The organism is Asticcacaulis benevestitus DSM 16100 = ATCC BAA-896, from assembly GCF_000376105.1.
Lineage (GTDB): Bacteria > Pseudomonadota > Alphaproteobacteria > Caulobacterales > Caulobacteraceae > Asticcacaulis > Asticcacaulis benevestitus.
Map to the genome: position 1 here is coordinate 72,559 of NZ_AQWM01000014.1, position 26,578 is coordinate 99,136.

The window sequence follows — 26,578 nt, forward strand, 5'->3', positions numbered from 1 at the left end:
TTGAGAACTAATGCGCCTCATCCCAGTTGAGCGCGGCATGGGCCTCGACGACCAGCGGCACGCTGATCTCATAGGCCGGCAGGTAAGCGTTCGACATGATGTCCTTGATCAGTGGCATCACGGTCTCGACCTCGGCATCCGGCGCCTCGAAGATCAGTTCGTCATGGACCTGTAGCAGCATTTTTGTGGCGAAACCGGCATCCAGCAGCGCCTTCGGCATCCGCATCATGGCGCGGCGAATGACATCGGCAGCGGTGCCTTGGATCGGCGCATTGATGGCGGCGCGCTCGGCGAAGGACTTGATCGCGCCCTTGCCGTTGATTTCGGGGATATGGATCTTGCGGCCCATCAGGGTGGTTACGAACCCGTTCGCATTTACGAAGGCCTTGGTCACGTCCATATAGGCCTTGATGCCGGGGAAGCGGTCGAAATAGGTCTCGATGTAACGGCCAGCCTCGCCGCGCTCTATGCCGAGCTGGTTGGCCAGTCCGAAACCGGAAATGCCATAGATAATGCCGAAATTGATCGCCTTGGCGCGACGGCGGATTTCCGAGGTCATCTCATCCATCGGTACGCCGAACATTTCCGAGGCGGTCATGGCGTGGATATCATCACCGCGCGCAAAGGCTTGTTTTAGCTGCGGAATGTCACCGATATGGGCCAGGATGCGCAGTTCGATCTGGCTGTAGTCGGCGCTGATCAGCTTGTGGCCAGGTTTGGCGATAAAGGCCTGGCGAATCTTGCGGCCTTCGGCGTTACGGATCGGGATGTTTTGCAGGTTCGGCTCATTAGACGACAGGCGTCCGGTCGGCGTAGCCGCCAGGTGGAAGCTGGTATGGATGCGCTGGGTCGTCTTGTCGGCATATCCCACGAGCGCGTCGGTATAGGTGCCTTTCAGCTTGGCCATCTGGCGGTAATCGAGCAGCATTCTGGCGAGTGGCTGACCGCTTTCCGCCAGTTCTTCCAGCACCTTGACGTCCGTGGCCCATTGGCCGGACGCCGTGCGCTTGCCGCCAGGAAGCTGCATTTCGTCGTAAAAGATGGCGCCGAGTTGTTGGGGGCTGTTCATGTTGAACGGCCGGCCCACCAGCGCCTGTGCCTCCTGCTCGATGGCGTTCATGCGCGTGCCGAAATCGTGCGACAGGCTTTGCAGAATGGCGGGATCAATGCGGATGCCGGCCAGTTCCATTTCGGAGAGTGTGGCAGGCATCTGGCGTTCCAGGGTCTCATAGACGGTCAGCAGACCTTGCTGGGCCAGGCGTGGCTTAAGAATGTGCCATAGGCGCAAGGTGACGTCGGCGTCCTCGGCGGCGTATTCGGTTGCCTCTTTCAAGCCGACATATTTGAACGACTTGGCCTGTTTGCCGGAGCCCGCTACCTGCTTGAAGGTGATCGGCGTATGGCCAAGGTGCAGTTCGGAAAGTTCGTCCATGCCGTGACCGTGCACGCCGCCTTCGAGTACATAGGAGATCAGCATGGTGTCGTCGTAAGGCGTAACATCAATGCCGTGGCGGTGCAGCACCGACAAGTCGTACTTGATATTCTGGCCGACCTTGAGAATGGTCGGGTTTTCGAACAGTGGTTTCAGGGCGGCTATGGCCTGTTTGAAATCGATCTGCTGGAGACCGCCGCCATCTCCAAAATCAAAACCCTCATTGGAGGTGTGCGCCAGCGGAATATAGCAGGCCTGATTGACACCGACTGCCAGCGAAATGCCGACCAGTCCGGAATGGGAGGCCGAGAGATCATCGGTCTCGGTGTCGATGGCGATGACGTGGGCTTCATAGGCGCAGGCGATCCACTTCTCTAACGCTTCCATCGTCTGGACGCATTCGTAGGTTTCGCGGTGCACCGGCTGGATGGCAGCCTCGGCAGGGCCCTTTTTCGGCGCGCCGTAGAGCGGACGCAGGATCGGCGCGGTGGGGAGCTTGTCGAGCGCTGACGAAGCCTGCAGCAGGCTTAAGCTATTGCCGCCAACACGCTTGGCCAGCGTATTGAACTCCATCAGCGCCAGAAAGGCCGCCAGCACGTCCTGCTCGGGTTCTTTGAGGATAAAGGTATCGATATCGACCGGCGTAGGCGAGTCGCATCGCAGGGTCACCAGTTGGCGTGACAGAAGAATCTGCTCCCTGAAGTCGATCAGCGTCTGGCGGCGCTTCTCCTGCTTGATCTCGGAGGCACGCGCCAGCACATTATCGAGATTACCGTATTCGAGCAGCAGTTGCGCGGCGGTCTTGACGCCGATGCCGGGGGCGCCCGGCACATTATCGGCGGAATCCCCGATCAGGGCCTGGGCATCGACCACCAGTTCGGGCGGCACGCCAAACTTCTCGATCACACCTTCGCGGCCGACCAGCGTGCCCTTGACCGGGTCCATCAGGCTGACATCATCATCGACCAGTTGCATCAGGTCCTTGTCGGACGAGATGATGGTGACCTTGAAGCCGTCTTTCTTGGCCAGATGGGTGTAGGTGCAGATCAGGTCGTCGGCCTCGAAATTTTCCATCTCGACGGCTGGCAGGCCGAAGGCGCGCGTGGCCTCGCGGATCAGCGGGAATTGCGGGATCAGGTCTTCCGGCGCCGGCGGACGGTGGGCCTTGTACTGATCATAAAGCTCGTTGCGGAAGGTCTTCGAGCCGGCGTCAAAAATGACCGCCAAATGCGACGGCGCGTCGTCGCCGCGGTTTTCCTTGATCAGCTTGAACAGCATGTTGCAGAAGCCGCTGACGGCGCCGATCGGCAGGCCGTCCGACTTACGCGTCAGGGGCGGCAGGCCGTGATAGGCACGGAAAATATAGCCGGAGCCATCGATCAGGACGAGGCGTTTTTGCTTTTCGGGTGTGGCTTCTGACATTCAAGGCTCTGTTCGGCTGGGAATCGACGTTGGCCTTTCATAAGGCCATATGATCCCTATACCAAATCAAAGCTGCGGGCCAAATTAAGTCACCATCGTTCGCGGCAGGCGAGATAGATGACGAGCGCCAGACCCACCGGCAAGAGCGCAAAGGCTTTGGCGGCGTCTAAAAACGATGAGCGGTGATCGGCGGCGATAGCGGCCTTGGTCATGTCAGCACCTCAAACGGAGTATGTGCGGACGTCGCAACCCTGCGGCTGTCTGGGCCGTCTTTTTGCGGCGACCTTACACCTTACGAAACGCCGTTATGGCGGCAAAGGCAATCCACAAGTCCGTGATAGCTAACTCTGCGTTAAGCTTATCGGGCGGGTGTTGCTATTGGGCAATATGCCGCAGTGCAGCGGCAGAGGTTTCGTGCATAATATCCATAATCTTAATAAGGAAATGGAAGTCGCCTCATGTCTATGCTTAAGGATGCCGATCACACAGCCTTGCGGATTAATATCAGCCGCATTCTCGAACTCTTCCAACGCGGGGATATCGATCCGCCTGACGCGGTCGCTGACCTCTTGAAGCTGTGCCATCCTGACTTTGTCGGTCATGACGGCGAAGGCCTGGATAGCTATCTGGCCAAGACCCTGGCCATGGTCACGGTCGGAGAGGTGAGCACGGATAGCGCCCTGACACATCTCATCCGGCTGGCGACGGCGAAGACCGTGGAGGCGGATCACCTGTCGGTTTTGGGCTGATCCCGCTCGGGGCGGATGACGTTATGCCGCAGTGCAGCAAAGTGCCTTTTCGGCTATGAACATGGCAGTATAAAAACCGGAGTTCCCCCATGTCCATGATGAAAGAGACCGACCCAACCCGCCTGCGCATCGCTGTGAGCCGCGTGCTTGAGGCCTTTCTCGACCGGCGCGTTGATGGGCCCAAGGCGGTCGCGGATCTTGTGCACTTTTGTCGCCCTGACCTGTGCCACCTGAACGGCCCAGGTATTGAGACCCGCCTGGCCGATACCCTGGCGCTGGCCGCGACGGGCGAGATCGGTCCGGATTTTGCCCTGACGCATCTAGTGAGGCTGGCGACCGCGCATGTACTGTGCGTTGAGTCATCCTACGCCTTCGGCTGATTACCAGCTTCCGGTATTGGCCATCGAAACCCACGGTTCCGCCGGCGCCAGCGATCCATTCTTTTGCAGCAGTTCGACCGAAACGCCGTCCGGCGAGCGCACAAAGGCCATGTGGCCGTCGCGCGGCGGACGGTTGATCACCACGCCCATGTCGGCGAGGTGCTGACAGGCGGCATAGATGTCGTCAACCTCATAGGCGACGTGGCCGAAATTGCGGCCGCCGGTATAGACCTCAGCCTTGCCGTCGGTATCCGGCCAATTCCAAGTCAGTTCCAGTTCGGGGGCCTTGAAGGCGTTGGCATGGTCTTCGTCGAGCTTTGCTGCCAGATAGACCAGCGTGAAACGGCCCGCCTGAGACTCCATCCGACGGGTCTCGATCAGGCCTAAGCCCTGACACCAGAAGCTCAGCGCGGCGTCGAGGTCATGTACCCGCACCATGGTGTGCAGAAAACGCATATTTAGTGGTCGCCTTCCGGACGCGGCGCCGGATCGACATAGTCATGCGCGTGGTCTTTATGGACAAACTTGCGGTCGCAATAACCGCATTCAGCCGTACCGTCTTCACCGAGATCGTAATAGGTCAGTGGATGACCGAGCGCGCCGCCACCGCCGTTACAGGCGACCTTGTGGGCGTCGACATAGATGACTTCGGGGGGAGGGATGATGTCGCTCATGATGCGCAAAGCCTTTGGGACAAATTAGAAACGTTCCAAATTCAATTGAACTTATTCGATTGAATTTGGCAAGCACAAGCGTGCGCCGCTGCTGTTGCGGCGAGCCTGCGCGGCCTGTGAGCGCCTTAAAGCAAATTGCGGCGGTGCGCAATTTGCACTTTCGCTCAAACCATGAAAACCTTGCCGCAAGGCATAGTGTGTGGCTCCTGCTCCCGATGCGAAGGTGAAAGCGGCCTTCCATCCGGATGAAGGCTAGTCCTTCCGCTCCGTCGTCGCTTCGATGATGCGGAACTCCCCGCTGAGGTGCATCAGGCTCATCAGGTAAACCAGACCGTCGAAATAGCGCTGCTCGCCGGCCGGCGCTGGCGTATTCCATAACTCTTTCAGAAAGGCGTCCGAGACCTCGCCCGGCGTGGCTGTAAGACTGCCAACCGCGGTGGCCGCCACCATGCCGGTGGAGTGACGATCAGGCAGCGGCTGGCCGTCAAGCGTATAACGATCGGCGAAGGTACTGATGCCCTGGCCGTACAGGAAGGCCTGGATACGATCGCTGCGCGTTTTCGCCCGCGCATCCTTGCCCCACCAGCTATAGTCTACTGACCAGTTGCTGGCCGTGCGCCAACTGTAATAGGCGAAGGTGCTGGGCTTGCTATCCCAGCCCATGGCCGGGGTGCCGTCAAATTCGCTGCGATCCGGCGCCAGGCCGGTTTTCGGATCGCTGACCTTGTCAAAAAAGTCACGACTGACATCGGCGGCACGGAGCCAGAAGGCGCGATCCTCGGCCGGACCCCAGCGGCCCCACAGTTCATAAAAGGCCGGCAGGTGATAGGAGGCGTCGGTGCCCGGAATGCTGGTTTCAGCCACACAAAGCGGATCATGGTGTGGGCTTGATCGACCATCGGGCCGACCGTTACCGAATGCGGCGTTCGCGGGGGGCGATAGGGCGGCCACGGCTTGCCATCCTTTAGCGCTTGGGCCTGCGCCGTGCGGTTATTGGGGCTGGGCCAGGGTGTCGCTGGCTCGACGAAGGGCGCGTCACCGGGGTGGATGCGGAATGACGTGGTGGCGGTGACGGCCGGGTGATGGCGCATCCCGCTCAGGATCTTGTCGGCCTCGGCCTGATAATTGTAGATGCCTTGGCCATTGCCCCAGCGGTGCGCCGCGAAATAGAGCGCCATGGCGTAATATTCCTCGCCATCGGGGGGGGGCGGCGCCCACCGCGCGCGCTGAGCCATCCGTGCCCATCGACCAGGCGAAATAGCCCAGCGACGGATTTTGCGGATCGGTGGTCAGCATATAGGTCTTCGACCAGTTCCACAGGGCGTCGAACTCACGCTTTTTATCAAGCTGCACGGCGATCATCATGCCATAGCTCATGCCTTCGGAGCGCGCGTCGTTATTGGCCCAGTCGGTGATATAGGCGAGCGTGCCATCGGCATTGGCGCTGGTCTCGAAATAGATGCGCTCTTCCTGACCATCGCCATGGAAATGCTGCTGGAACGTGTCCTCGATCCGTTGCGCGGTCTCGGCTTCACTGTGGCCCAGCCATTCCACGAACAGGTTGCGATAATGGCCGGTCTTGTAGGCGCCTGTGCCTTCGCCGGGATAGGCCTTGACCGCGGGGACAAGCGCTGCAAGGCGTTCGGCCAGGGCGGGCATGGCGAGCGTAAGTATGATAGCGGTAACACCGGTTGTCAGCACAAGGTGCTTTCTCATGTCATTTGTCTATCCTGGTCAAGTTACGCGGGGCGGGGTTGTCCCCGTTATGGCCGCGTCGATGGTCCCTGTGACGTCAGCATGACATGCAATCTGCGTCTGGGAAAGCGTGAACACGGCTGCGCCCTCTTCGCAGGTTTGAAGAGGGCGCATGGCCGGAGACCAAGCGGGTGCCAGGGCTTATTCGTAGCCGTGGGCCGCTTCATTGATCACGATTGGCGGCATGTTCGAGAAATCGACCGACACCGGTTGCGGAATTTTCGACTGGTAGGTTTTGATGACGTGTTCAAGCCGGCGATACACCTCCTGCGCGGCCTCGCTTTGCGGGTTGAGGTGCAGGGGCGCCAGGCAGAACTCGATGATGGCTTGCGGGCGATTGAGGGTTTCCATTTTCATGTCTCCTTATTCAGCTGCCACAGTTTGCGATGCGCTACCGCGCTGCTGTTTGAGCGCGAACTGTGCGGTTTCTGTTGAGGCCTTCATTGCCGTGGTGGAGGACTGACCGTTGCTGATGGTCAGGGCCACCTTGTCGAAGTAACCGGTGCCGACCTCGCGCTGGTGACGGGTGGCGGTGTAGCCGGCCGCTTCATTGGCGAATTCACGCTGTTGCAGTTCCGAATAGGCCGCCATGCCGCGATCGCGGTAACCATCGGCCAGTTCGAACATGGAATTGTTCAGCGAGTGGAAACCGGCCAGGGTGACGAACTGGAACTTGTAGCCCATGGCGCCGAGTTCGCGCTGATATCGGGCGATGGTGGCGTCATCGAGCTTGGCCTTCCAGTTAAAGGACGGCGAGCAGTTATAGGCCAGCAGCGTGCCGGGATGGACCTTGTGGACGGCTTCCGCGAACTTGCGGGCATCTTCGAGATCGGGGTGCGAGGTTTCCCACCACAACAGGTCGGCCACGCTGGCATAGGACAGGCCGCGGGCAATGCAGTGGTCAAGGCCGGTGCCGGGCTTCAGGCGATAAAACCCCTCGGGCGTGCGGTTTTCACGCTCGATGAAGGGATGGTCCCGCTCATCGATATCCGAGGTGATCAGTTGCGCGCTTTCTGCATCGGTGCGGGCGACGACGAGGGTTGGCACACCCATGACGTCGGCGGCGAGACGGGCAGAGGTCAGGGCGCGTTCGTGGGCTTGCGTCGGGATCAGGACCTTGCCGCCCAGATGGCCGCACTTCTTCTCCGAGGCCAGTTGATCCTCGAAATGGACGCCGGCAGCGCCCGCTTCGATAAAGGCCTTCATGATCTCGAAGCAGTTGAGCGGCCCGCCGAAACCGGCCTCGGCATCGGCGACAATCGGCGCGAACCAGTCGCGTTTAGCGCCGCCTTCGGAATGCTCGATCTGGTCGGCGCGTTGCAGGGTCTTGTTGATGCGCTTGCACAGTTCGGGCGCGGCATTGGCCGGATAGAGCGATTGGTCGGGATACATGGAGGAGGCGGTGTTGCTATCCGCCGCGACCTGCCAGCCGGAGAGATAGATGGCCTTCAGGCCGGCGCGAACCATCTGCATGGCCTGATTGCCTGTCATGGCGCCTAAGCTGTTGATGAAGGGTTCGCTGTGCAGCAGATCCCACAGCTTGTTGGCGCCGCGTTCAGCGAGCGTGTGCTGGATGGGGAAGGAGCCGCGCAGACGCAGGACGTCTTCGGCAGAATAGGGACGGGTGATGCCGTCAAAGCGGCCTTGTGGAGCGGAGGGAACCAAATCCTGGAAGGTGGTCTTAGACATAATCATGTCGATTGTCCTTGTGAGGGTTGCGGTGTGGATGCGGTCATTTGGCGGCGGGCGGCCATGAGCAGGCCTGGCGCAAACAGTCCGAAGGCGGCGGCATAGAGCGTGGCCATATCGAACGGGCTGGCAAAAGGTGTGGGTATGGGCACTTCTGTCATAATATGTCTCATCATCTGCGGCGTGCCGCTGTTGAGTGTGAAGACATGAAGCGCTTAAAATTTAAGGAAATATAGGGTTCTTGCAGCCAAAATGGCGTCATTTGGAAAATTGTGACATTGTAAGGTTTGTAAATTCATGACAATACTTGCATCTGGAGGGCGTCATGGCTGAACTCGATCGCAAACTCTTCCTTGGCGGACGTCTCAAGCGGCTGCGCCATGATCTCAGCCTGACCCAGACGCAGATGGCGACCGATCTCGGCGTTTCGGCCTCCTATCTCAATCATCTTGAGCGCAACCAGCGCCCGGTGACGGCGCAGGTGCTTCTCAAGCTGGCGGCCACCTATGATCTCGATCTGCGCACCTTTACGGATGATTCAGAGCCGGCGGGTGAGGCCGATCTGGTCGAAATCTTCGCCGATCCGCTTTTCAAGGATCTGCACCTGCCGCGCCGTGAAATCTCCGAACTCGTGGCCTCTTCCCCGATGGCCGCTGAAGCGGTGACGCGGCTCTATCGTGCCTATACCGAACGCCGGAAACGCGACGCGCTGGTGGCAACTCCGGAAGAGGCCGAACAATCGCCGACCGACTGGGTGCGTGACCAGATTCAAAGCCATCACAACTTCTTCCCCGAACTCGACGAACTGGGCGAGCAGCTTTTCGCCACCCTCGGCGGCGATCCGCATACGCTGGAAGAGGCGGCGCAAAGGCGGCTCAAGGACCAGTATGGCATTGATATCCGCTTCATGCCGGCGCAGGTGATGATGATGTACCAGCGCCGTTACGATCCGCACCGTCGCCGGCTCATGATCTCGGAAACGTTGGGCCCATCGTCGCGGCGTTTCGCGCTGCTCTATCAACTGGCGCTCAGCGAATACGCCTCTGACATCAATGCCATGACAGACAAGGCAAAAGCCCCCGATCTTGCCACATCGCGGCTCTACAAGATTGCCCTGCTGAACTACCTGGCCGCGGCCGCCCTGATGCCCTACGGCCGCTTTCTGCATGAGGCGGAAAGCAATGCCTATGATATCGAGTTGTTGCGCGCACCCTATCAGGTGTCCTACGAGCAGGCGGCCCAGCGCCTGACCACCTTGTCACGGCCCGGCAGTCGCGGCGTGCCCTTCTTCCTGATGCGGATCGATTCCGCCGGCAATGTGTCCAAGCGCTTCGCCGCCGGACACTTCCCATTCTCCAGATATGGCGGCGCCTGTCCGCGTTGGAACATCCATCAGGCCTTCCAGACGCCCGGGCGCATCATCACCCAGGTCATTGAAACACCCGACAAGCTGCGTTATTTTACCCTGGCGCGCACGCTGGATCGCAATTTGAGCGCCTATGCCGACGGCGCCTATTCGCAACAGGCGATCGGTTTGGGCTGCGAGTTGAAATATGCCGAGAAGCTGATCTATGCGCGCGGTCTGAACCTGGCTCAACCCAATGCGGTCGAGACCGGCCCGATGTGCCGCCTGTGCGAACGGCCCAATTGCCGCGAACGCGCCGCGCCCCCGGCGGTCAAGGCACTACAGATCGATGAATGGATCAAGGGCGTGACGGCTTTTCCGTTTTAACATTTTACAGCTCAGGCGCCGCCAAATTCTTTCGAAGGGCTGGGCTTCCTCGTATATGCTCGGGCGGCCTTTGGCCTTGCCAGGTTTCATACTGAAACCTGGAGAGTAACTTTACACTTCGTCTTCAACGCCCTACACCTGATTCAACAAAGGAGAGCATATGGCAGGGGCCACTCTTAAAGATGTTGCGCGTGAAGCCAATGTGTCGATCGCCTCGGCGTCGCGCGCCATCAATGGCCTCGATAATGTCGCCGAGGCGGTGAAAGTGCGCGTGCTCGAAGCCGCCGCCCGCCTTCGCTATGTGCCGCATGGCGGCGCCCGGTCTCTGGTCACCTCGCGCACCAATACGATCGGCGTGTTGCTCCCCGATATCTATGGCGAGTTCTTTGCCGAAATCATTCGCGGCGTTGATGTGGCGGCGCGGGCGCGCGGCCTGCACCTGCTGGTCTCCGGATCGCACGGTAACCCCGATGAGGCCGTGCGGGCGATGCGCGCCATGGGGGGGCGTGTCGATGGCCTGCTGGTCATGTCGCCCTTCGTGGAATCGCATGATCTGGCGGCTATCTTGCCGCTCAGCCTGCCGGTGGTGACCATCGCCAGCCGCATCGGCAGCGGGCAGGGCTCGATCAGCGTCGATAATTTCGGCGGCGGCGTCACGGCGGTCAAGCACCTGCTGGAGCAGGGCTGCAAGCGCCTGGCGCATATCTCCGGTCCGTCGCACAATTTCGAGGCCGAGGAGCGCAAGCGCGGCTTTTTGTCGGCGGTTCGCCAGCCCTCACCGGTAGTGTTCGAGGGGGATTTCACCGAAGAGTCCGGCTATCGCGGCGCCAAGGCCTTCCTGGCATCGGGGCCATTGCCCGACGGTATCTTCGTGGCGAACGACATGATGGCGGTTGGCTGCCTGCTGGCTCTCAGCGAAGCCGGGGTGAAGGTGCCGCAGGACGTGGCGCTGGTTGGTTTTGATGATATCCCGATCGCGCGTTTCACTTCGCCCCCTCTGACCACGCTGCGGGTGGGCATCTTTGATCTCGGTCGGCGCGGACTGGAACTGCTGGTTGCCGCGCTCGATGAAGGCGGTATGCAGGAGCACGAAGGTCTGGTCGTCACGCCGGAACTTGTGCTGCGCGACAGTTCGCGGCACAAAACAGGATAAGGCGATTTTTGCGGTTGAGTGTGGCTGCGCTTTAGCTTAGGTAGCTTGATCTGGCCACAGGCACCCATAGCTCAGCTGGATAGAGCGCTGCCCTCCGAAGGCAGAGGTCAGAGGTTCGAATCCTCTTGGGTGCGCCAGGGCCACAAGCCTTGGACCCTTTACTTATTGGCTTGTTTTTTATCAAATAATTTCAATTGTAGTGATTAGATCATACGTTAGATCAAATCTATTTCCATGAAATCAACGACTTCCGGAAGTCAGCGGGTCTGGACGAAATCCACATGCGCCGGGTGGATATTATAGGCGTCATAAGCGGCCCGATCGGCGAAGGCCATGGAGACGCAGAAGGTAAAGGCGTTCTTCGGGCTGACCTGACGCGATAGCTCAAAGGCCTGCACGCCCGGAATATCGGCCAGCTTGCGATTAGCGCTCAGAAAGTCGGCCTCTTCGGCAGAGTTGGGTGCGTGTTGGAGGCGGAACGGTACGACATGGCGAATCGTGGCGTGCTCCGTGAGTGGCTTGATGCCATCATTCCAGTTTAAAAGAGGCAGAAGCGTTGCATCTTTGCGTCGTTTTTACCGCCCCCTTATAAAATGGAGCTCAGAAGAGTCGCAAACTTCATTTTTTGGCCTCAACGATTGCATATTGCGGTGCAACAAATTATGGCTTTAACACTTGGATAAGGATGAATCGTCGTGGCGAAACGCAATTCAATTGTAAAAATTCTGCTGTTCCCCATCGCGGCCACAATGTGGGCTGTACTTGACGCGGCGGCCTGGGCTCTGCAACTGCCACGCCCGAGCACGCGCCATGCGCGCCGCCGTCGTTCGATTTATCGCAGCTAACCTCTCCCAAGCATAAAAACAGGCGCGCCACACTTTGGATGACGCGCCTGCGAAGAACCAGCCTGTCCGCCAGGTCAGGTGGTCCAACCTCCGCCGAGCGCCCGGATCAGACCGACCGTCGACTGATACTGTGAAGCCCGCACGCGCAGGGCCTGCCGGCGGATCGCCAGCAATTGCCGCTGGGCATCCAGAACCTCAAGCTGAGACGATGAGCCGTTGGTGTAGCGTGATTGCGACATGGCCATGGCCCGGGTGGCGGCCGCAACTGCCTGATCCTGCGCCGTCTGCTGCTGTCTCAGATAGCTGATATCCGATAACTGATCCTCGACATCGGCAAAGGCCGCCAGCACCGATTGCTGATAGCCGGCGAAGGCGATATCAAGTCCTGCCTTGCTGTAATCGATATTGGCGTTGCGACGGCCGCCATCGAAGATGGCTTGTGACAGGATACCGGCCAGCGACCAGTTCTTAGCCACGTCTTCAAACAGATTGCCGGCGTCACCGGCGGCATAGCCGCCATTGGTGGTCAGGCTAAGGGTGGGGAACCACGCCGCCTTGGCGATGCCGACCCGGCGCTGTGCCGCATAGAGCGAAGCTTCCGCCGCGATGATGTCCGGGCGGTCTTCGATCAGCCTGGCGGGCAGGCCGGCCGGGATGACCGGCACAGAACCGGCCCAGGGCTGCGATGCCCAGGAAGCCGTGGTCACGTCGAAGGTGCTGGCGGGTTCGCCGAGCAGCACAGCCAGCGCATGGGCCAGTTGGGCGCGTTGCTGGTCGAGCGCAGCGCCCGCGGCCTCGGTAGAGGCCACCTCGGTTTCCAGGCGGGCGACGTCGAGTTCGGCAACATCGCCTTCCTCGAAGCGCCGCGTGGTCACCGACAGGCTGCCGCGATAGGCCTCCAGCGTGTCGCGCACAATGGCGCGGTCTTCATCGAGTGCGCGCAGGGCGAAATAGCTCTGGGCGACGCGCGACTGGATCAGCAATTGTGTATCGAGTAGCAGGGCCTGGCTCGACTTGGCGTCGAAATCGGCGGCCCTGGCGGCGTTGCGGATGCGCCCGAACAGATCGACCTCATACGACAAGGTGGCGCCGATGGCGTGACCGGTGGCCGGCTTTTGTGTGCCGGCGCCGATCGTGGTGGTGTTGGCGCCGTGGATGACCTGATAACCGGCGCCGAGTTGCGGCCACAGATCGGCTTTCGAAGCGCCGAGCAGGGCTTGTGCCTGATCAAGACGGCCATAGGCGACCTTGATGTCGTTGTTCTTCTCCATGGCGCGCGACATCAGAGTGTTGAGCACGTCGTCGTTGAAGACCAGCCACCAGGTTTGCGCCGTTTGCGAAGCCGCTGGGGCAGCGCTGGTGGGGGTTGCGCCCTTGAAAGCCGCGGGCGTCTCGAAGGAAGCCTGTTGTAGCGGGGCGGTGGCGCAGCCGCTCAAAAGAGCGGCTGCGAAGGTGAGGGGGATAAAGAAGCGGCTCATTAGAAAGCCTCCGGTTTAAGCTTGGCGGGAGCGGGCTGAACGGGTGGCGGCAGGTCGTCGTGGTCGTCTTCACCGGCCAAGGTGGAGGTGTGTGACTTCAGAGGACGGTTGCCGGACAGGGCGCGCAGCAGCACGTAGAAGAAGGGGGTCATGAAGAGGCCGATAATCGTGGCCCCGATCATGCCGGAGAAGACGGCGATCCCCATGGCGTGACGCATTTCCGAACCGGCGCCGTGGCTGAGCACCAGGGGCAGCACGCCCATAATGAAGGCGATCGAGGTCATCAGGATCGGGCGCAGACGCAGGCGGCTGGCACGGATGGCGGCCTCCAGCGGATTGAGCCCCGTCAATTCGAGTTCGCGGGCGAATTCGACGATCAGGATGGCGTTTTTCGCTGACAGCCCCACCAGAACGAACAGACCGATCTGGGTGAAGATGTTGTTGTCGCCATGGGACATCCACACACCGACCATGGCGGAGAGCAGGCCCATCGGCACGATCATGATGATCGAGATCGGCAGGACGACGCTTTCATACTGGGCGGCGAGCACGAGGAAGACGAGCAGGATAACCAGCGGGAAGACGAGCGACGACGAGTCGCCGGCCAGGATCTGCTGATAGGTCAGTTCGGTCCATTCATATTCGATGCCGGCGGGCAGGGTTTCGGCGGCGATGCGCTTGACGGCGTCCTGGGCCTGTCCGGACGAGAAGCCGGGCGCCGGTCCGCCGGAGATGTCGGCGGACAGATAGCCGTTGTAGCGGCTGGCGGTGACCGGGCCGGAGGTCGGGTCGACCTTCAGCACGGCGGCCAGCGGCACCATTTCGCCGGTGTTCGAGCGGACCTTCAGCTTGCCGATATCCTCGGACTGGGCGCGGTAGGGTGCGTCAGCCTGGACACGGACGCTGTAGGTGCGACCGAAGCGGTTGAAGTCGTTGACATATTGCGAACCGAGATAGATCTGCATGGTCGAGAAGATATCGCTGACCGAGACGCCCAACTGGCGGGCGCGGGTGCGGTCGATATCGGCGTAAAGCTGCGGCGTGTTGACGTTATAGCCCGAGAAGACGCCAGCCAGTTCCTTGGTTTGCGCCGCCTTGGCGACGAAGGCCTTGGTGGCTTCGTCAAGCTTCTGGTAGCCGAGGCCAGCGCGGTCTTCGAGCTGGAGCTTGAAGCCGCCGGTGGTGCCGAGGCCAAGCAGTGGCGGTGGCGGGAACATGACCGAATAGCCTTCCTGAATGCCGCCGAGTTTGGCGTTCAGTGAACCGGCGATGGCGCCGGCGCTGAGCGCTGCCCCTTTGCGTTCAGCGAAGGGTTTCAGCGGCATGAAGACGACCGCTTCGTTGGAGGCGATGGTGAAGCCATTGATCGACATGCCGGGGAAGGCGAGGGCATGGGCGACGCCCGGTTCCTTGCCGGCGATTTCCGAGACCTTGCGGGCCACGGCTTCGGTGCGGTCAAGCGTGGCACCATCGGGCAGCTTGACCATACCGACGAGGTAGGCCTTGTCCTGCTGCGGGATAAAGCCGCCGGGAACGACCTGGAACATCAGGAAGGCCAGGCCGGCGAGACCGGCATAGAGGCCGAGCATGAGGCCCTTGCGGCTGGCGATCTTGCCGACGCTTTTGCCGTAGGATTCCGACGACTTTTTGAAGGTGCGGTTGAAGGCGCCAAAGAAGCCGCCCAGCCACTTGTCCATAAAGCGGGTCAGGCCATCCTTGGGGGCGTCGTGGCCCTTGAGGAGCAGGGCTGCCAGAGCCGGAGAAAGCGTGAGGGAGTTGACGGCCGAGATGACGGTCGAGATGGCGATGGTCAGCGAGAACTGGCGATAGAACTGGCCGGAAAGGCCGGTGATGAAGGCCAGCGGCACGAAAACCGCGACGAGGACAAGCGCGATGGCGATGATCGGGCCGGAGACTTCGCGCATGGCCTGATAGGTGGCTTGGCGTGGGCTCTTGCCGGCTTCGATATTGCGCTCGACGTTTTCGACGACGACGATGGCGTCATCGACCACGATCCCGATGGCCAGAACGAGACCGAACAGGGTGAGAGCGTTGATGGTGAAGCCGAAGAGGTGCATCACTGCGAAGGTGCCGATGACCGAGACGGGCACGGCGAGCAGCGGAATGATCGAGGCGCGCCAGGTCTGCAGGAACAGGATGACCACGATCACGACGAGGATGATGGCTTCCAGCAGGGTGTGGATGACCGAGTCGATCGATTCGTGAACGTATTCAGAGGTGTCGTAGGCGATGGTGTAGCTGACGCCTTCGGGCATGGCCTTCTTCAGCGTCTCCATGGTCTCGTGAACCTCCTTGGAGAGCTGGAGCGAGTTGGCGCCGGCGGTCTCGAAGATGGGGATGCCGACGGCGTTCTGGTTATCGAGCAGCGAACGCAGGGCGTAATCCGAAGCGCCCATTTCGACGCGGGCGATATCACCCAAACGGGTCACCGCGCCGTCAGCGCCGGTCTTGACGATGATGTTGCGGAAGTCTTCCTCGGAGGACAGGCGGCCTTGCGCATTGACCGAGAGGGTCAGGGCGACGCCGGGCAGTCCGGGCGAACCACCGATGGTGCCGGCGGCGGCCTGGACGTTTTCTGAACGGATGGCGTCGGCGACATCGGAAGGGGACATGCCGCGCTCGGCAACTTTTTGCGGATCGAGCCAGACACGCATGGCGTAATCGCCGCCACCGAACATCTGGATCGGGCCCACGCCCTTGATGGCTTGGAGGCGGTCCTTGATGTGCAGCAGGGCATAGTTGCGCAGGTAGGTGACGTCATAGCGGCCGTTGGGCGAGGTGATGTGGACGACCAGCGGCAGCGACGATTGCGATTTCTGCGTGGTGATGCCGAGCGCGCGGACGTCGGCCGGCAGGCGGGCCTCGGCCTGCGATACGCGGTTCTGCACCATCTGTTGCGCCAGGTCGGCATTGGTGCCGAGCTTGAAGGTGACGGTGAGGGTCATCTGGCCGTCGGCTGTCGCCTGAGACGACATGTAGAGCATGTTTTCGACGCCGTTGACCGCTTCTTCGATAGGGGCGGCGACGGTTTCGGCGATGACGGCGGGTGAGGCGCCGGGATAGGCGGCGTGGACCACGACCTGCGGCGGCACGACTTCCGGATATTCCGAAACGGGCAGAACGCGCAAGCTAAGCAGGCCTGCCACGAGGATCAGCAGGGACAGGACGCCGGCGAAGATCGGCCTGTCGATAAAGAATTTGGAGAGGTTCATTTGGGTGGCCCCTTTGTGCGGGCGAAAATGGAACTGGCGGATTGGGAGGAATTGGGGGAATTTGAAGCAAGAAACCCCACCACCCCGCGAGCAAGCTCGCGCGGTCCCCCTCCCCAAATTTCTGCGAAATTCAGGGAGGTATTAGGAGGGGCAGGGAGTTCATACCTCCCTGAAACCTCTTGGTTTTGGGGAGGGGGACCGCGCCCAAAGGGCGTGGTGGGGGGTATCTTACTTAAGCAGGTTTAAGCTTCAGGCTTGGTTTTTGCGTCCATGGCGGCGACGGTCTCGGTTACGACCGAGCCCGGACCGACGTGCTGGATGCCGCTGACCACGACGCGGTCGCCATCTTTCAGGCCTGAGGTGACGATGCGCAGGCCGTTGGCCGTACCGCCGAGCGCCACTTCACGATAGGCGACCTTGTGATCGGCGCCCACCACATAGACGAAGCGCTTGCTCTGATCGGTGCCAAGCGCGAGTTCGGAGACCAGCACGGCCGGCTTGGTTTGCGCCGCGCCCATGCGGACACGGACGAACTGGCCGGGGATGAGCTTGCCTTCGGTATTCTGGAACACGGCGCGGGCGCGCAGGGTGCCGCTGGTGCCATCGAACTGGTTGTCGATCAGTTGCAGGTGGCCGTCGATCGGCGCACCATTATCGGCCTCGACCGTCACCGGGATGGTTTCTAGTGAAGCGGTGCCGAGGTCAGCGATGGTGCGGTTGATGACCGTTTCATCGGCGTCGAAGCTGGCATAGATCGGGCTGACCGAAACGAGCGTGGTCAGCATTTGGGCTTGCGGACCGGCGGCGACGAGGTTGCCGACCGTGACTTCGATGCGGCCGACACGACCCGAAACCGGGGCACGTACCTGCGTATAGCTCAGGTTCAGATTGGCCGATTGCAACGAGGCGCGGGCCGCGGCCAGATTGGCCTCGGCGGCTTTCAGATCGTTGGTGCGGCTTTCCAACTCCGACTGCGCTATGGCGTGATCGTTCCATAGGCGCTGAGCGCGGGCCTGTTCAGAGGTGGCCAGGGTCAGGCGGGCGGAGGCGGCGGAGACATCGGCCTGGGCGCGGGCGGCTTCGGCCTGATAGGTGGCCGGGTCGATGGTGACGAGCAGGTCGCCCGCCTTGACCAGCGCGCCTTCGCGGAAGTGGATGGCCTTGACGGCGCCGGCGACGCGCGGGCGAATTTCCACGCGGTCAACGGCTTCGAGGTGGCCGGAGAAATCATCCCAGACGCTGACGTTTTGCGTGGCAACCACCGCAACCGTAACGGGTGTGGCGGCGGGGGCGGCGGCTTGTGACGCGGCCTGGGTGGTGAGGGCGGTGCCGATACCGGCGACGGCGAGTACGCTCAAAGAGACGGCGGCCACGACGAGCGCCTTACGGTAGCGTTCAAGCTTGATGGAAGAGACAATGGGGTCGAACATAACAAAGATCCTTTGGGGAGAAAGGAAGGAGAGGGGAGGTACACTTAACTTGGCTGCATGGGGTGGCGGATGAGGGCTTGTGATCTCGGCACAAAAACCTAATTTAATGCGGCGTCGCATTTAAATAGTCCGACGATGTCATTTTGTAAACATATTTTTATGCGACATCGCAAATAAATATGTTATACCCCTCAAACGCGAGCGGAAAACCCTTATATCCATATGGATTTTTTAGGGTGGCCCGTGCGCTTAAAGAGGATTAGTCTGGACTTGTGCCAAAAACTGGCAACTGACACATTTAGGTCAGAACAGTTTTGGTTTGGGAGTAGCGTGCCGTGATGGATGATCTGAAAACGTTCGAGCTGCCCGATGCGGTGTGTGGCGGACAAGCCGTGGATGCGGAAGCCTGCGCCGGTGTGCGCAAGCGCGGCCGACCGCGTGCCTTCGATCCCGATGTGGTGCTGGAAACCGTGCTGGAAATGTTCTGGATGCGCGGCTTTGCCAACACCTCGCTCGATGATATTTCCGCCGCCACCGGGGTCAGCCGACCCAGCCTCGCCGCCACGTTTGGCGATAAGGAAGCCCTCTACCTCAAGGCCATGGAGCGCTATCGCAACAACATCAGCCGCCAGCTTGATGTCGTGCTGCAATGTACGGGTAACGATGGCACGCTGCGGGATATCATCAATCGCTATTTCGATATCATGATCGGCTCCTACACGGGTGAAACCGAGGAATGCCTGGGGTGCGCCTTCATGTGTACCGCGCTTAACGAAGCGCCGCGCCACGAATCGATCATGAGCGTCTTGCAGGGCACGATCGAGGAATTCGATTTGCGCTTCGAGCGCTTCTTCACCAAGGCGCAGGAACTGGGCCATATCGGCTCCAATCAGGACCCGAAGGTGATGTCGCAGATGATTACCTCGCTGACCTCCAGCCTGGCCGTACGCGCCCGCGCCGGCGCCAGCCGTGCGGATCTGCAAAAGATCGTCGATGCCACGACGAGCTTCCTCTTTCCCTGAGCTGTTTCGCGTGGCAAATGGCCGTAAGCCCTGAGAATAGAACGCAGTCGCTTGACCTGCTATGCCCATAAATGATAGTCATTCGCAACCGTGTGAGTGACGCTTATGAAATTGACTGAACTGCCCGCTTTTGCCCCCGGCCTGGTGACCGGCGTGATCGATACCCATGACGGGGATCTGATCAGCAACCGCTTGCGTGAACTGGGTTTCGTCGATGGCGAGCCGGTGCGTGTGGTCGGCCGCGGTCCCATCGGCGCCGATCCGTTGCTGATCCAGATCGGCTTTACGCGCTTCGCCCTGCGCCGTTCGGAAGCCGCCAGAGTGATGGTGGAGCAGGCCGCCTAGAATGGATACGCTCACGATCGCTCTTGTCGGCAACCCGAACTGCGGGAAGACGGCTCTTTTCAATCAGCTTACCGGCGCCCGTCAGAAGGTGGCCAACTATGCGGGCGTCACCGTCGAGCGCAAGCAGGGCCATTTCATTGCGCCCTCTGGCCGCAAGGTTCAGGTGCTCGATCTGCCGGGCACCTACAGCCTGGATGCCATGGGGCCGGACGAAATCATCACCCGCGATATCTGCCTTGGCCGCCGCGAAGGCGAGACCATGCCGGATCTGATCGTGTGCGTGGCCGACGCCACCAACCTGCGTCTGCACCTGCGCTTTGTGATGGAGGTCAAGCGCCTCGGCCGGCCGATGATTCTGGCGCTCAACATGATGGACGCGGCCCGCAAGCGCGGCATCACCATCGACACTGCCAAGTTAGAAGCCGAACTCGGCGTTAGGGTGATCGAAACCGTGGCTGTGAAGGCCAACGGCACCGCCGATCTGGTGGCGCATCTCGATGCTAACGTCGCGCCGCATGTGCCGGATATCCGCGAGACCGGTGATCTCCACGGTGATGTCCGTCGTATTCTGAATGCCGCCGTCGTCATGCCGCAACGAACATCGCTGATCGATGACCGGCTTGATGGCATCCTGCTCAATCCCTTCCTCGGCATTCCGATCCTGATGGTCATCATGTTTGTCGTCTTCCAGGCGGTGTTCACCTGGGCGACGCCGGCCATGGAAGCCATCGAGGCCAGCATGGCGTGGCTCGGCGGCGTGGTGACGCAAACCCTGCCAGACGGTCTGCTGAAAAGCTTCATCGCCGACGCCCTGATCGGCGGCTTAGGGGCGGTCATCGTCTTCCTGCCGCAGATCATCATCCTGTTCTTCTTCATCCTGATCCTTGAAGAGTCGGGCTATCTGCCGCGCGCGGCCTTCCTGCTCGATAACCTGATGTCGAAGGCCGGCCTGACCGGGCGCTCGTTCATTCCGCTGCTGTCCAGCCATGCCTGCGCCATTCCGGGCATCATGGCCACGCGGTCGATCCATGATATCCGTGACCGCATCACCACGATCATGATCGCGCCGCTGATGACCTGTTCGGCGCGCCTGCCGGTCTATGCCCTGCTGATCGGCGCCTTCCTGCCCAACACCAAGGTGTTCGGTTTCCTGAGCTTCCAAGGGCTGGTGCTCTTCGCCATGTATATCACCGGCATTTTCAGCGGGCTGATGGTGTCGCTGGTCATCGCCCTGTTCCGCAAGGACAAGAGCGAGCATCCGCTGATCATGGAACTGCCGTCCTACCGCCTGCCGCACGTCAAGAACTTGGCCATCGGGCTTGGCGAGCGCGCCATGATCTTCATGCGCCGCATCACGGGCATCATTTTCACCGTCAATACCCTCCTGTGGGTCGCCAGCACCTTCCCCGGCAAGCCCGAAGGCGGCACCCTGCCCAATATCGACTATTCCTTTGCCGGCATGGTGGGGCACTGGATCGAGCCGATCTTCGCGCCCATCGGTTTCAACTGGCAGATCTGCGTGGCGCTGATACCGGGCCTTGCGGCACGCGAAGTCGCGGTTTCGGCGCTGGGCACGGTCTATGCCATTTCCGGCAGCGATGACACCGTGGCGACGCAACTGGGCTCGCTGATCTCGTCGCAATGGACGCTGGCGACGGCCCTCTCGCTGATGGCGTGGTATGTCTTCGCGCCGCAATGCCTCTCCACGCTGGCCGTCATCAGGCGCGAAACCAATTCCTGGAAGATGGTCGGCGTCACGGCCGGTTATCTCTTCGCGCTCGCCTATGTGGCGGCCTTCATTACCTATCAGATCACTCATTTTTTTGTGGGGCACTGACATGATCTATTCCGTCGTTCAGGCAGTGATCATCACGGCGATCGTCGCCTTCTGCGCCCTGCAGATGTTGCGTCGGCTGATGCCGAAGCTGAGCCATGATCTCCAGGTCAGGGGCTCAAAAGCGCTCAATCGCGCCGATCTGCCGGCGGTGGTGCAGTCCATCGGCCAGAAGCTGCAGCCGGTCGAAGCGCCGGATAGTGGCTGCGGTTCGGGCTGTGGAAGCTGCAAGGGCTGCTCGACTAGCTTCGAGATCAAGGACTGATTGTCGACGGGCTGGCTTGACAGTCCTGCCGGCGGCTCCCTATTCAGGTTGATATAAAAACCGGGAGCGAACATGCAAACCACACTGACTCTGGGCGAGGCCGAGGCGCGATTGGCTATCGATGCCTGCGTGGCCGAACTGAAAAACCGCGGCAAGCCCGGCGTGGTGGCGGTCGGTGACAGCCACGGCGAATTGCTGGCCCTGTGGCGCACCGATGGCTGCGCTCTGCCGTCGATTGTGATCGCGCAAAACAAGGTCTATACCGCTGCCCGCGTGCGTGGTCCTTCCGGCGATCTCGGCCGTAACGCCCAGGCGGATGGTTCCGACGTTCATTATCACGGCGATTCGCGCTATGTCGGCTGGGACGGCGGCGCGCCGGTCATGTACAAGGGGCAATGCCTTGGCGCCGTCGCGGTCAGCGGCCTGTCGGGCGTCGAAGATCTTGATATCGCCACTATCGGCATCACCGCAATCCTTAACGCACTGGACTGAAACTCATGGCTTTTCCCGTTCCCTATGTCGCCGCAAGTGACCGTTACATCTCCATGCCCTATCGCCGCTGCGGCCGTTCGGGTCTGAAATTGCCCGCCATTTCGCTGGGCCTGTGGCAGAACTTCGGCGGCGTCGATGTCTTCGAGACCGGTCGCGCTATTCTGCATCATGCTTTTGACCATGGCATCACGCACTTCGATCTCGCCAATAACTACGGTCCGCCCTACGGCTCGGCGGAAGAGAATTTCGGCCGCGTGATGGCCACCGATTTCAAGGCGCACCGCGATGAACTGATGATCTCGACCAAGGCCGGCTGGGATATGTGGCCGGGGCCCTATGGTGATGTTGGTGGTTCGCGCAAATACCTGATCGCAAGTTGCGACCAGAGCCTGAAGCGCATGGGGCTCGACTATGTCGATATCTTCTATTCGCACCGTGTCGATGCGGAAACGCCTTTGGAAGAAACCATGGGCGCGCTGGCCCATCTGCACCGCCAGGGCAAGGCGCTCTATGTCGGTATCTCGTCCTATTCGCCCGAACTGACCCGACAGGCCGCCGCCATCCTGAAAAGCGAGGGCGTGCCGCTGCTCATTCATCAGCCCTCCTATTCCATGCTCAACCGCTGGATCGAGGAAGGCCTGCTCGATACGCTGGGCGAACTGGGCACGGGCTGCATCGCTTTCTCGCCCCTGGCGCAAGGCATGTTGTCGAACAAGTACATTCATGGCGTTCCGGCCGATGCCCGCGCCGCCAAGGCCGGTTCGTTCAATCAAAAACTGATCACCGACGACAATATCCGCCGTATCGGCGAGCTTAACAAGATCGCCGAAAGCCGTGGTCAGACCTTGGCACAGATGGCGATTGCCTGGGTTCTGCGCGATCCGCGAGTCACCTCGGCGCTGGTGGGCGCACGCACGGTCGAGCAACTGGCCGACACGCTGAAATCGCTCGATAATCTCGCCTTCTCGGAGGCCGAATTGGCCAATATCGACACCTTCGCCACCGAAGGCGGCATCGACCTGTGGAAGGTGTCGTCAACCCTGTAAATTTTTTTGACAGGGTTTAATTTAACTCAACTGTCGGGCGATATTTCATCGCCCGACAAAACCACACTGATTTGATATGGTATTGCCTGTAGTGAAGGTAATTGCCTATGTCGAAATTTCGCACCTCTGAACCGCCGAGGCCTGCCCCCCTCATCTGGTACGCCCGCTGCCCGACCCTGACCGCCATGGGGCTGGTGGCTAACCGCGGCGTTTTCCAACGTGAATTCCTGCGTGAAAATGTCCATCTGGTGTCGGTGCGTGAAAACTCGACGCCGAGCGTGCGGCAGGGGCACCTCGATCACAGTCTACCGAACCTGATCCGCGAAGCCGACGCTGCCACCGCCTTATGGGCGCATGGTCAGAACGAACGTTCGCGCCTGCTGGCGATCGGCCAGACCTATCACTCGGTCAGCGTGGTGACCCGTCCTGGCCAGCCGATCAACGGTTTGCGCGATCTGGTTGGGCGTCGCCTTAGCCTGATCAAGGAAGCGGGTAATTTTTCGCCGGCGCAGGTGCGATCCTTGCGCGCCTGGGAAACCGTGCTCGATGTTGCCGGCACTACCAAATCCGACATCGAGTTCGTGCCGGTGGTGGCCGATCATCCGAGCGTGCCGTTTGGCGATGTGGCGCGGCGCGAGGTTGAGGCCTTGCTCGGTGGCCAGAGCGATGTCGCCATCCTGTTCGGTGCCAAGGGCCTGGAACTGGTGCGTTCCGCGCATCTGAAAGAAGTGCATCGCTTTACGGCCGAGGATATCTACAGCCATCCGCGTCTTGCTGGTCTGGTCGAACTGCGCGCCGTCACGGTGGATCACGTGCTGCTCGAAGGTCGCGCCGATATCGTTACGCGCCTGCTTGGCAACCTGATCGAGGCCGCGCACTGGGCGGAGGCTTTCCCGAAAGAGGCCATCAAACAGGCCGCTATCGAGGGCAAGGTCGAAAGCGATGACGCGGCGACCGCCTATGGTGACCTGCTCGGCGCCAGCGCGAAGCTGGGGCTGGAGCCGGAACGGCTGGCGGCTCTGGAAGATTTGCAGGACTGGCTGAAACACCGCCACCTGCTGCCGGAGCACCGCCAGATTGCCGCTTGGACCGATCCGTCCGTCTTGCAGGCCGCAAAACAAAATTTGAGCGTCGAGGCCTGAGGTCCTTATCCCTCCCGCAGGTCATCCGTTCAAATCAGGGCCCGAAGCTTCTCCCCAGGCTTCGGGCCTCTTATGCTATGGATGAGGCGATTCCTTTCCTCCGAGGCCCGCTATGAACCCTGTCTTCGGCAATTTGCCCGTCAGTATTTTCGAGATCATGTCGCTGGAAGCGAAGACGCGTGGTGCGATCAATCTCGGTCAGGGTTTTCCCGAAACTGACGGTTTCCCGGAGGTGCTTGAAGCCGCCGCGCGCGCACTTATGGAGCAATCCAACCAGTATGCGCCGATGCGAGGACTGCCGGTTTTGCGTCAGGCGGTGGCAGATTTTTACGAGCGTCAGCAGGGGCTTAAGCTCGATCCCGATACGCAGGTGCTGATTACCTCCGGCGCTACCGAGGCCATCTGCGCGACGATCTTGTCTATGATCACGCCGGGCGATGAGGTGGTGGTGTTCGAGCCGATGTATGACGCCTATGTGCCGCTGATCCGGCGCGCTGGCGGCATCCCGCGCATCGTCCAGCTTTCACCGCCATACTGGCAATTCAGCGATGACGACCTGAAAGCGGTCTTTACCAGCCGGACGAAACTGGTGTTGATCACCACGCCGAACAACCCGACGACCCATTGTTTTACGCGTGAGCAACTCTCCCTGTTGGCTGACTATTGCGAGCGTTTTGATGCTTACGTCATGAGCGACGAGGTATGGGAGCAGGTCGTTTTTGATCGTCATCATGTCAGCGTGCTGCATATTCCGGGCCTGGCGCGACGCTCGATCAAGATCGGTTCGGCCGGCAAGATCTTCTCGCTCACCGGCTGGAAGGTCGGGTTCGTGGTCGCCGACAAGGCGCTGATCGATCAGGTGGCGCGGGCGCACCAGTTCATCACCTTCGCCACGCCGCCAGCCTTGCAACACGCTGTCGCCTTTGGGCTTGACCTGCCGCAGACGCGTTTCGATACGGCGCTGGATGAACTGAAAAGACAGCGTGACTATCTCAGCCGTCTGCTGACCGAGGCGGGCTTTCATCTGCTGCCGGCTGAAGGCACCTATTTCCTCAATATCGACCTGCGCGCCTCCGGCATCACCGGTTCGGGTCTGGATGTCGCCTATGATTTGGTCAGGCATCATGGCCTGGCCACCATCCCCTTGCAAGCCTTTTGCGAGACGGGTCGCGACCTGGCGGTCTTGCGTCTGTGCTTCGCCAAATCACGCGAGAGCCTGAACAAGGGTGCCGTGGCTTTAAGCAAAGTCAATCGTTGATTCGCACAAAAGGGTTAACGAAAACAACGGTTGAATCTTAACCCTGTTTAGCCTCGACCCTCGATGAGGTCTTTGAGGGACGCGAAAATTTCAGCGCGTTGTTTTGGGGTCTGGCGGCCGAGCCCACCCTGATAGGCGGGTGGGATATGCGCCATTGGATCGCCTTCGGTCTGGAAGATGTAATGATCGAACATTGTCTTCCAGTAGATCTTGTCGCTAGGGGGGAGATTCTTGAGTGACAGCAGGGCGGCCAGAAACGACGACATGGGGTTTTCCACTGTTCCTGCGTTGTTGCCCCACCAATAATTCACCAGCACATTGAAGGGCGTCAGGGATTTTACCTGATGCCACCAGTACTTTGGCAGGTAAAGTGCGTCGCCCGGTTCCATGTCCGCGACCTGAGCGGTGGCCAGGGCTTCGCGAAACTTCGGAAATCTGTCGAAATCCGGATTCGCCAGATCCACAAGCGATATGGCGCGGCCGGAAGGTGTGTGATCCATCGGCCCGATATAGAGATTGGGCAATTGCTCTGGCGGAAAGAGCGTGAAGCGGCGCCGCCCGGCGACCACGCAGGCAATATTGTGATCGTTATCGTTATGCGTCTGGGCCGTGGTGCCATTGCTGATCCATATGCGCGGCTGAATGGCCGGCGGCAGCAGCAGGCTGACATTCTCTTTCAGGAATGCGGGCAAATAGTCCTGAATAACTGTCGATTGGATATAGATGTAAGGGGGATTGGGGTGTTCCAGGACGTTGAGCAACTGATCCAGCCCGGCGGAAATCGATTTCAGGCGCTTGTTGAAATTGAAGTCGCTCATATCGGGCCCGTAGGTGAAGCGGCCCTGGCTGGTGTTATAGGACTCCAGAACTGTGGTGGGCCTGCCGGTGTCCATAGCTTTCAGATAATCAGCCATGGCGGCAGGGCCTTTGCAACCCACAGCCACAGCCGGCCATGACGTTACCAAACCCTTGATGAGGACGGGGCGGGCGGAAGGCAGGATATCGCGCGCAAAGGCTTCCGGTGTCAGGCTCTCAACTGTGTCGACAGCCGGAAGAGATGGGTGTGTAGGCGTTTGTGACATGGCGGTGATCTCGAAAAGTGGCGCAATGCCGGTATTGAGGGCGACAAACTGCTCTTTGAGGTACGTCATGGCTGTAAGCTTGACAAGGCTCTAGGCAAGGGCTGAGCCCAGGCCTGCCTT

The 26,578-nt window shown here is 60.4% G+C and carries 26 protein-coding genes and 1 tRNA gene; 13 read left to right on the forward strand and 14 right to left on the reverse strand.

Going from position 1 to position 26,578, the window contains the following annotated elements; translation table 11 throughout:
- Window positions 1–7: 7 nt before the first annotated feature.
- Together polA and B060_RS28250 are read right to left on the reverse strand one after the other, a co-directional pair.
- Entirely contained in the window at window positions 8–2,854 is a 2,847-nt protein-coding gene (polA, locus tag B060_RS0114330; RefSeq protein WP_018082489.1) for a DNA polymerase I, read from the reverse strand.
- An 89-nt stretch (window positions 2,855–2,943) separates the two neighbouring features.
- Window positions 2,944–3,066, reverse strand: a complete 123-nt coding sequence (locus B060_RS28250; RefSeq protein WP_018082490.1) for a hypothetical protein — start codon at window positions 3,064–3,066, stop codon at window positions 2,944–2,946.
- 246 nt (window positions 3,067–3,312) lie between these two features.
- Between B060_RS28250 and B060_RS0114340 the strand changes: the two genes are divergently transcribed.
- Both B060_RS0114340 and B060_RS0114345 read left to right on the forward strand, forming a co-directional pair.
- The gene (locus tag B060_RS0114340; protein WP_155847978.1) at window positions 3,313–3,603 is read left to right on the forward strand and encodes a hypothetical protein; all 291 of its coding nucleotides are present in this window, start codon (window positions 3,313–3,315) and stop codon (window positions 3,601–3,603) included.
- A gap of 89 nt (window positions 3,604–3,692) precedes the next feature.
- Complete coding sequence (locus B060_RS0114345; RefSeq protein ID WP_018082492.1) at window positions 3,693–3,983, forward strand: hypothetical protein; 291 nt, start codon at window positions 3,693–3,695, stop codon at window positions 3,981–3,983.
- On the opposite strand, the gene B060_RS0114350 is transcribed toward B060_RS0114345, so the two are convergent.
- The 7 genes from B060_RS0114350 to B060_RS27230 form a co-directional block, all read right to left on the reverse strand.
- A complete protein-coding gene (locus B060_RS0114350; protein ID WP_018082493.1) occupies window positions 3,984–4,439 on the reverse strand; it encodes a VOC family protein in 456 nt (151 codons plus the stop codon).
- 2 nt (window positions 4,440–4,441) lie between these two features.
- On the reverse strand, window positions 4,442–4,657 hold the full coding sequence (locus B060_RS0114355) for a zinc-finger domain-containing protein (protein WP_018082494.1): 216 nt from the start codon (window positions 4,655–4,657) through the stop codon (window positions 4,442–4,444).
- A gap of 252 nt (window positions 4,658–4,909) precedes the next feature.
- Window positions 4,910–5,521 (reverse strand): glycosyl hydrolase family 8, encoded by a 612-nt coding sequence (locus B060_RS26175; protein WP_023447476.1) that lies wholly within the window; start codon window positions 5,519–5,521, stop codon window positions 4,910–4,912.
- 171 nt (window positions 5,522–5,692) lie between these two features.
- Complete coding sequence (locus B060_RS26180) at window positions 5,693–6,373, reverse strand: glycosyl hydrolase family 8 (protein WP_155847976.1); 681 nt, start codon at window positions 6,371–6,373, stop codon at window positions 5,693–5,695.
- 180 nt (window positions 6,374–6,553) lie between these two features.
- A complete protein-coding gene (locus tag B060_RS0114365; RefSeq protein WP_018082495.1) occupies window positions 6,554–6,763 on the reverse strand; it encodes a hypothetical protein in 210 nt (69 codons plus the stop codon).
- A gap of 12 nt (window positions 6,764–6,775) precedes the next feature.
- Window positions 6,776–8,107, reverse strand: coding sequence for an isocitrate lyase (gene aceA, locus B060_RS0114370; RefSeq protein WP_018082496.1), 1,332 nt, complete (start codon window positions 8,105–8,107; stop codon window positions 6,776–6,778).
- Window positions 8,104–8,262 (reverse strand): hypothetical protein, encoded by a 159-nt coding sequence (locus tag B060_RS27230; protein WP_018082497.1) that lies wholly within the window; start codon window positions 8,260–8,262, stop codon window positions 8,104–8,106. Before B060_RS27230 ends, aceA begins: the two co-directional genes overlap by 4 nt.
- Before the next feature lie 164 nt (window positions 8,263–8,426).
- Between B060_RS27230 and B060_RS0114380 the strand changes: the two genes are divergently transcribed.
- From B060_RS0114380 to B060_RS0114390, 3 genes are all read left to right on the forward strand, one after another.
- Window positions 8,427–9,833, forward strand: a complete 1,407-nt coding sequence (locus B060_RS0114380; protein WP_018082498.1) for a helix-turn-helix domain-containing protein — start codon at window positions 8,427–8,429, stop codon at window positions 9,831–9,833.
- A 160-nt stretch (window positions 9,834–9,993) separates the two neighbouring features.
- A complete protein-coding gene (locus B060_RS0114385; RefSeq protein WP_018082499.1) occupies window positions 9,994–10,986 on the forward strand; it encodes a LacI family DNA-binding transcriptional regulator in 993 nt (330 codons plus the stop codon).
- Window positions 10,987–11,046: 60 nt separating this feature from the next.
- Window positions 11,047–11,123, forward strand: a tRNA-Arg gene (locus B060_RS0114390).
- Window positions 11,124–11,243: 120 nt separating this feature from the next.
- Here B060_RS0114390 and B060_RS24670 read toward each other — a convergent pair.
- From B060_RS24670 to B060_RS0114415, 4 genes are all read right to left on the reverse strand, one after another.
- Window positions 11,244–11,537, reverse strand: coding sequence for a Dabb family protein (locus B060_RS24670; protein ID WP_201768133.1), 294 nt, complete (start codon window positions 11,535–11,537; stop codon window positions 11,244–11,246).
- A gap of 368 nt (window positions 11,538–11,905) precedes the next feature.
- Window positions 11,906–13,309, reverse strand: a complete 1,404-nt coding sequence (locus tag B060_RS0114405) for an efflux transporter outer membrane subunit (protein ID WP_018082502.1) — start codon at window positions 13,307–13,309, stop codon at window positions 11,906–11,908.
- Window positions 13,309–16,542 carry an efflux RND transporter permease subunit gene (locus tag B060_RS0114410; RefSeq protein ID WP_018082503.1) on the reverse strand — a complete coding sequence of 1,078 codons (3,234 nt, stop codon included), beginning with the start codon at window positions 16,540–16,542 and terminating at the stop codon, window positions 13,309–13,311. Before B060_RS0114410 ends, B060_RS0114405 begins: the two co-directional genes overlap by 1 nt.
- 242 nt (window positions 16,543–16,784) lie before the next feature.
- Window positions 16,785–17,972 (reverse strand): efflux RND transporter periplasmic adaptor subunit, encoded by a 1,188-nt coding sequence (locus B060_RS0114415; protein ID WP_018082504.1) that lies wholly within the window; start codon window positions 17,970–17,972, stop codon window positions 16,785–16,787.
- Between the two features lie 338 nt (window positions 17,973–18,310).
- Between B060_RS0114415 and B060_RS0114420 the strand changes: the two genes are divergently transcribed.
- From B060_RS0114420 to B060_RS0114455, 8 genes are all read left to right on the forward strand, one after another.
- Entirely contained in the window at window positions 18,311–18,994 is a 684-nt protein-coding gene (locus tag B060_RS0114420) for a TetR/AcrR family transcriptional regulator (RefSeq protein ID WP_018082505.1), read from the forward strand.
- Between the two features lie 105 nt (window positions 18,995–19,099).
- Window positions 19,100–19,339 (forward strand): FeoA family protein, encoded by a 240-nt coding sequence (locus B060_RS0114425; RefSeq protein ID WP_018082506.1) that lies wholly within the window; start codon window positions 19,100–19,102, stop codon window positions 19,337–19,339.
- A 1-nt stretch (window position 19,340) separates the two neighbouring features.
- Window positions 19,341–21,176 (forward strand): ferrous iron transporter B, encoded by a 1,836-nt coding sequence (feoB, locus tag B060_RS0114430; protein WP_018082507.1) that lies wholly within the window; start codon window positions 19,341–19,343, stop codon window positions 21,174–21,176.
- A 1-nt stretch (window position 21,177) separates the two neighbouring features.
- Complete coding sequence (locus tag B060_RS0114435) at window positions 21,178–21,438, forward strand: DUF6587 family protein (RefSeq protein WP_018082508.1); 261 nt, start codon at window positions 21,178–21,180, stop codon at window positions 21,436–21,438.
- Window positions 21,439–21,510: 72 nt separating this feature from the next.
- Complete coding sequence (locus tag B060_RS0114440; RefSeq protein WP_018082509.1) at window positions 21,511–21,930, forward strand: GlcG/HbpS family heme-binding protein; 420 nt, start codon at window positions 21,511–21,513, stop codon at window positions 21,928–21,930.
- Window positions 21,931–21,935: 5 nt separating this feature from the next.
- Complete coding sequence (mgrA, locus tag B060_RS0114445) at window positions 21,936–22,976, forward strand: L-glyceraldehyde 3-phosphate reductase (RefSeq protein WP_018082510.1); 1,041 nt, start codon at window positions 21,936–21,938, stop codon at window positions 22,974–22,976.
- Window positions 22,977–23,083: 107 nt separating this feature from the next.
- The gene (locus B060_RS0114450) at window positions 23,084–24,118 is read left to right on the forward strand and encodes an ABC transporter substrate-binding protein (RefSeq protein ID WP_018082511.1); all 1,035 of its coding nucleotides are present in this window, start codon (window positions 23,084–23,086) and stop codon (window positions 24,116–24,118) included.
- 112 nt (window positions 24,119–24,230) lie between these two features.
- On the forward strand, window positions 24,231–25,376 hold the full coding sequence (locus B060_RS0114455; RefSeq protein WP_018082512.1) for an aminotransferase: 1,146 nt from the start codon (window positions 24,231–24,233) through the stop codon (window positions 25,374–25,376).
- Between the two features lie 47 nt (window positions 25,377–25,423).
- On the opposite strand, the gene B060_RS0114460 is transcribed toward B060_RS0114455, so the two are convergent.
- Window positions 25,424–26,527 (reverse strand): cupin-like domain-containing protein, encoded by a 1,104-nt coding sequence (locus tag B060_RS0114460; RefSeq protein WP_018082513.1) that lies wholly within the window; start codon window positions 26,525–26,527, stop codon window positions 25,424–25,426.
- Between the last annotated feature and the right edge of the window lie 51 nt (window positions 26,528–26,578).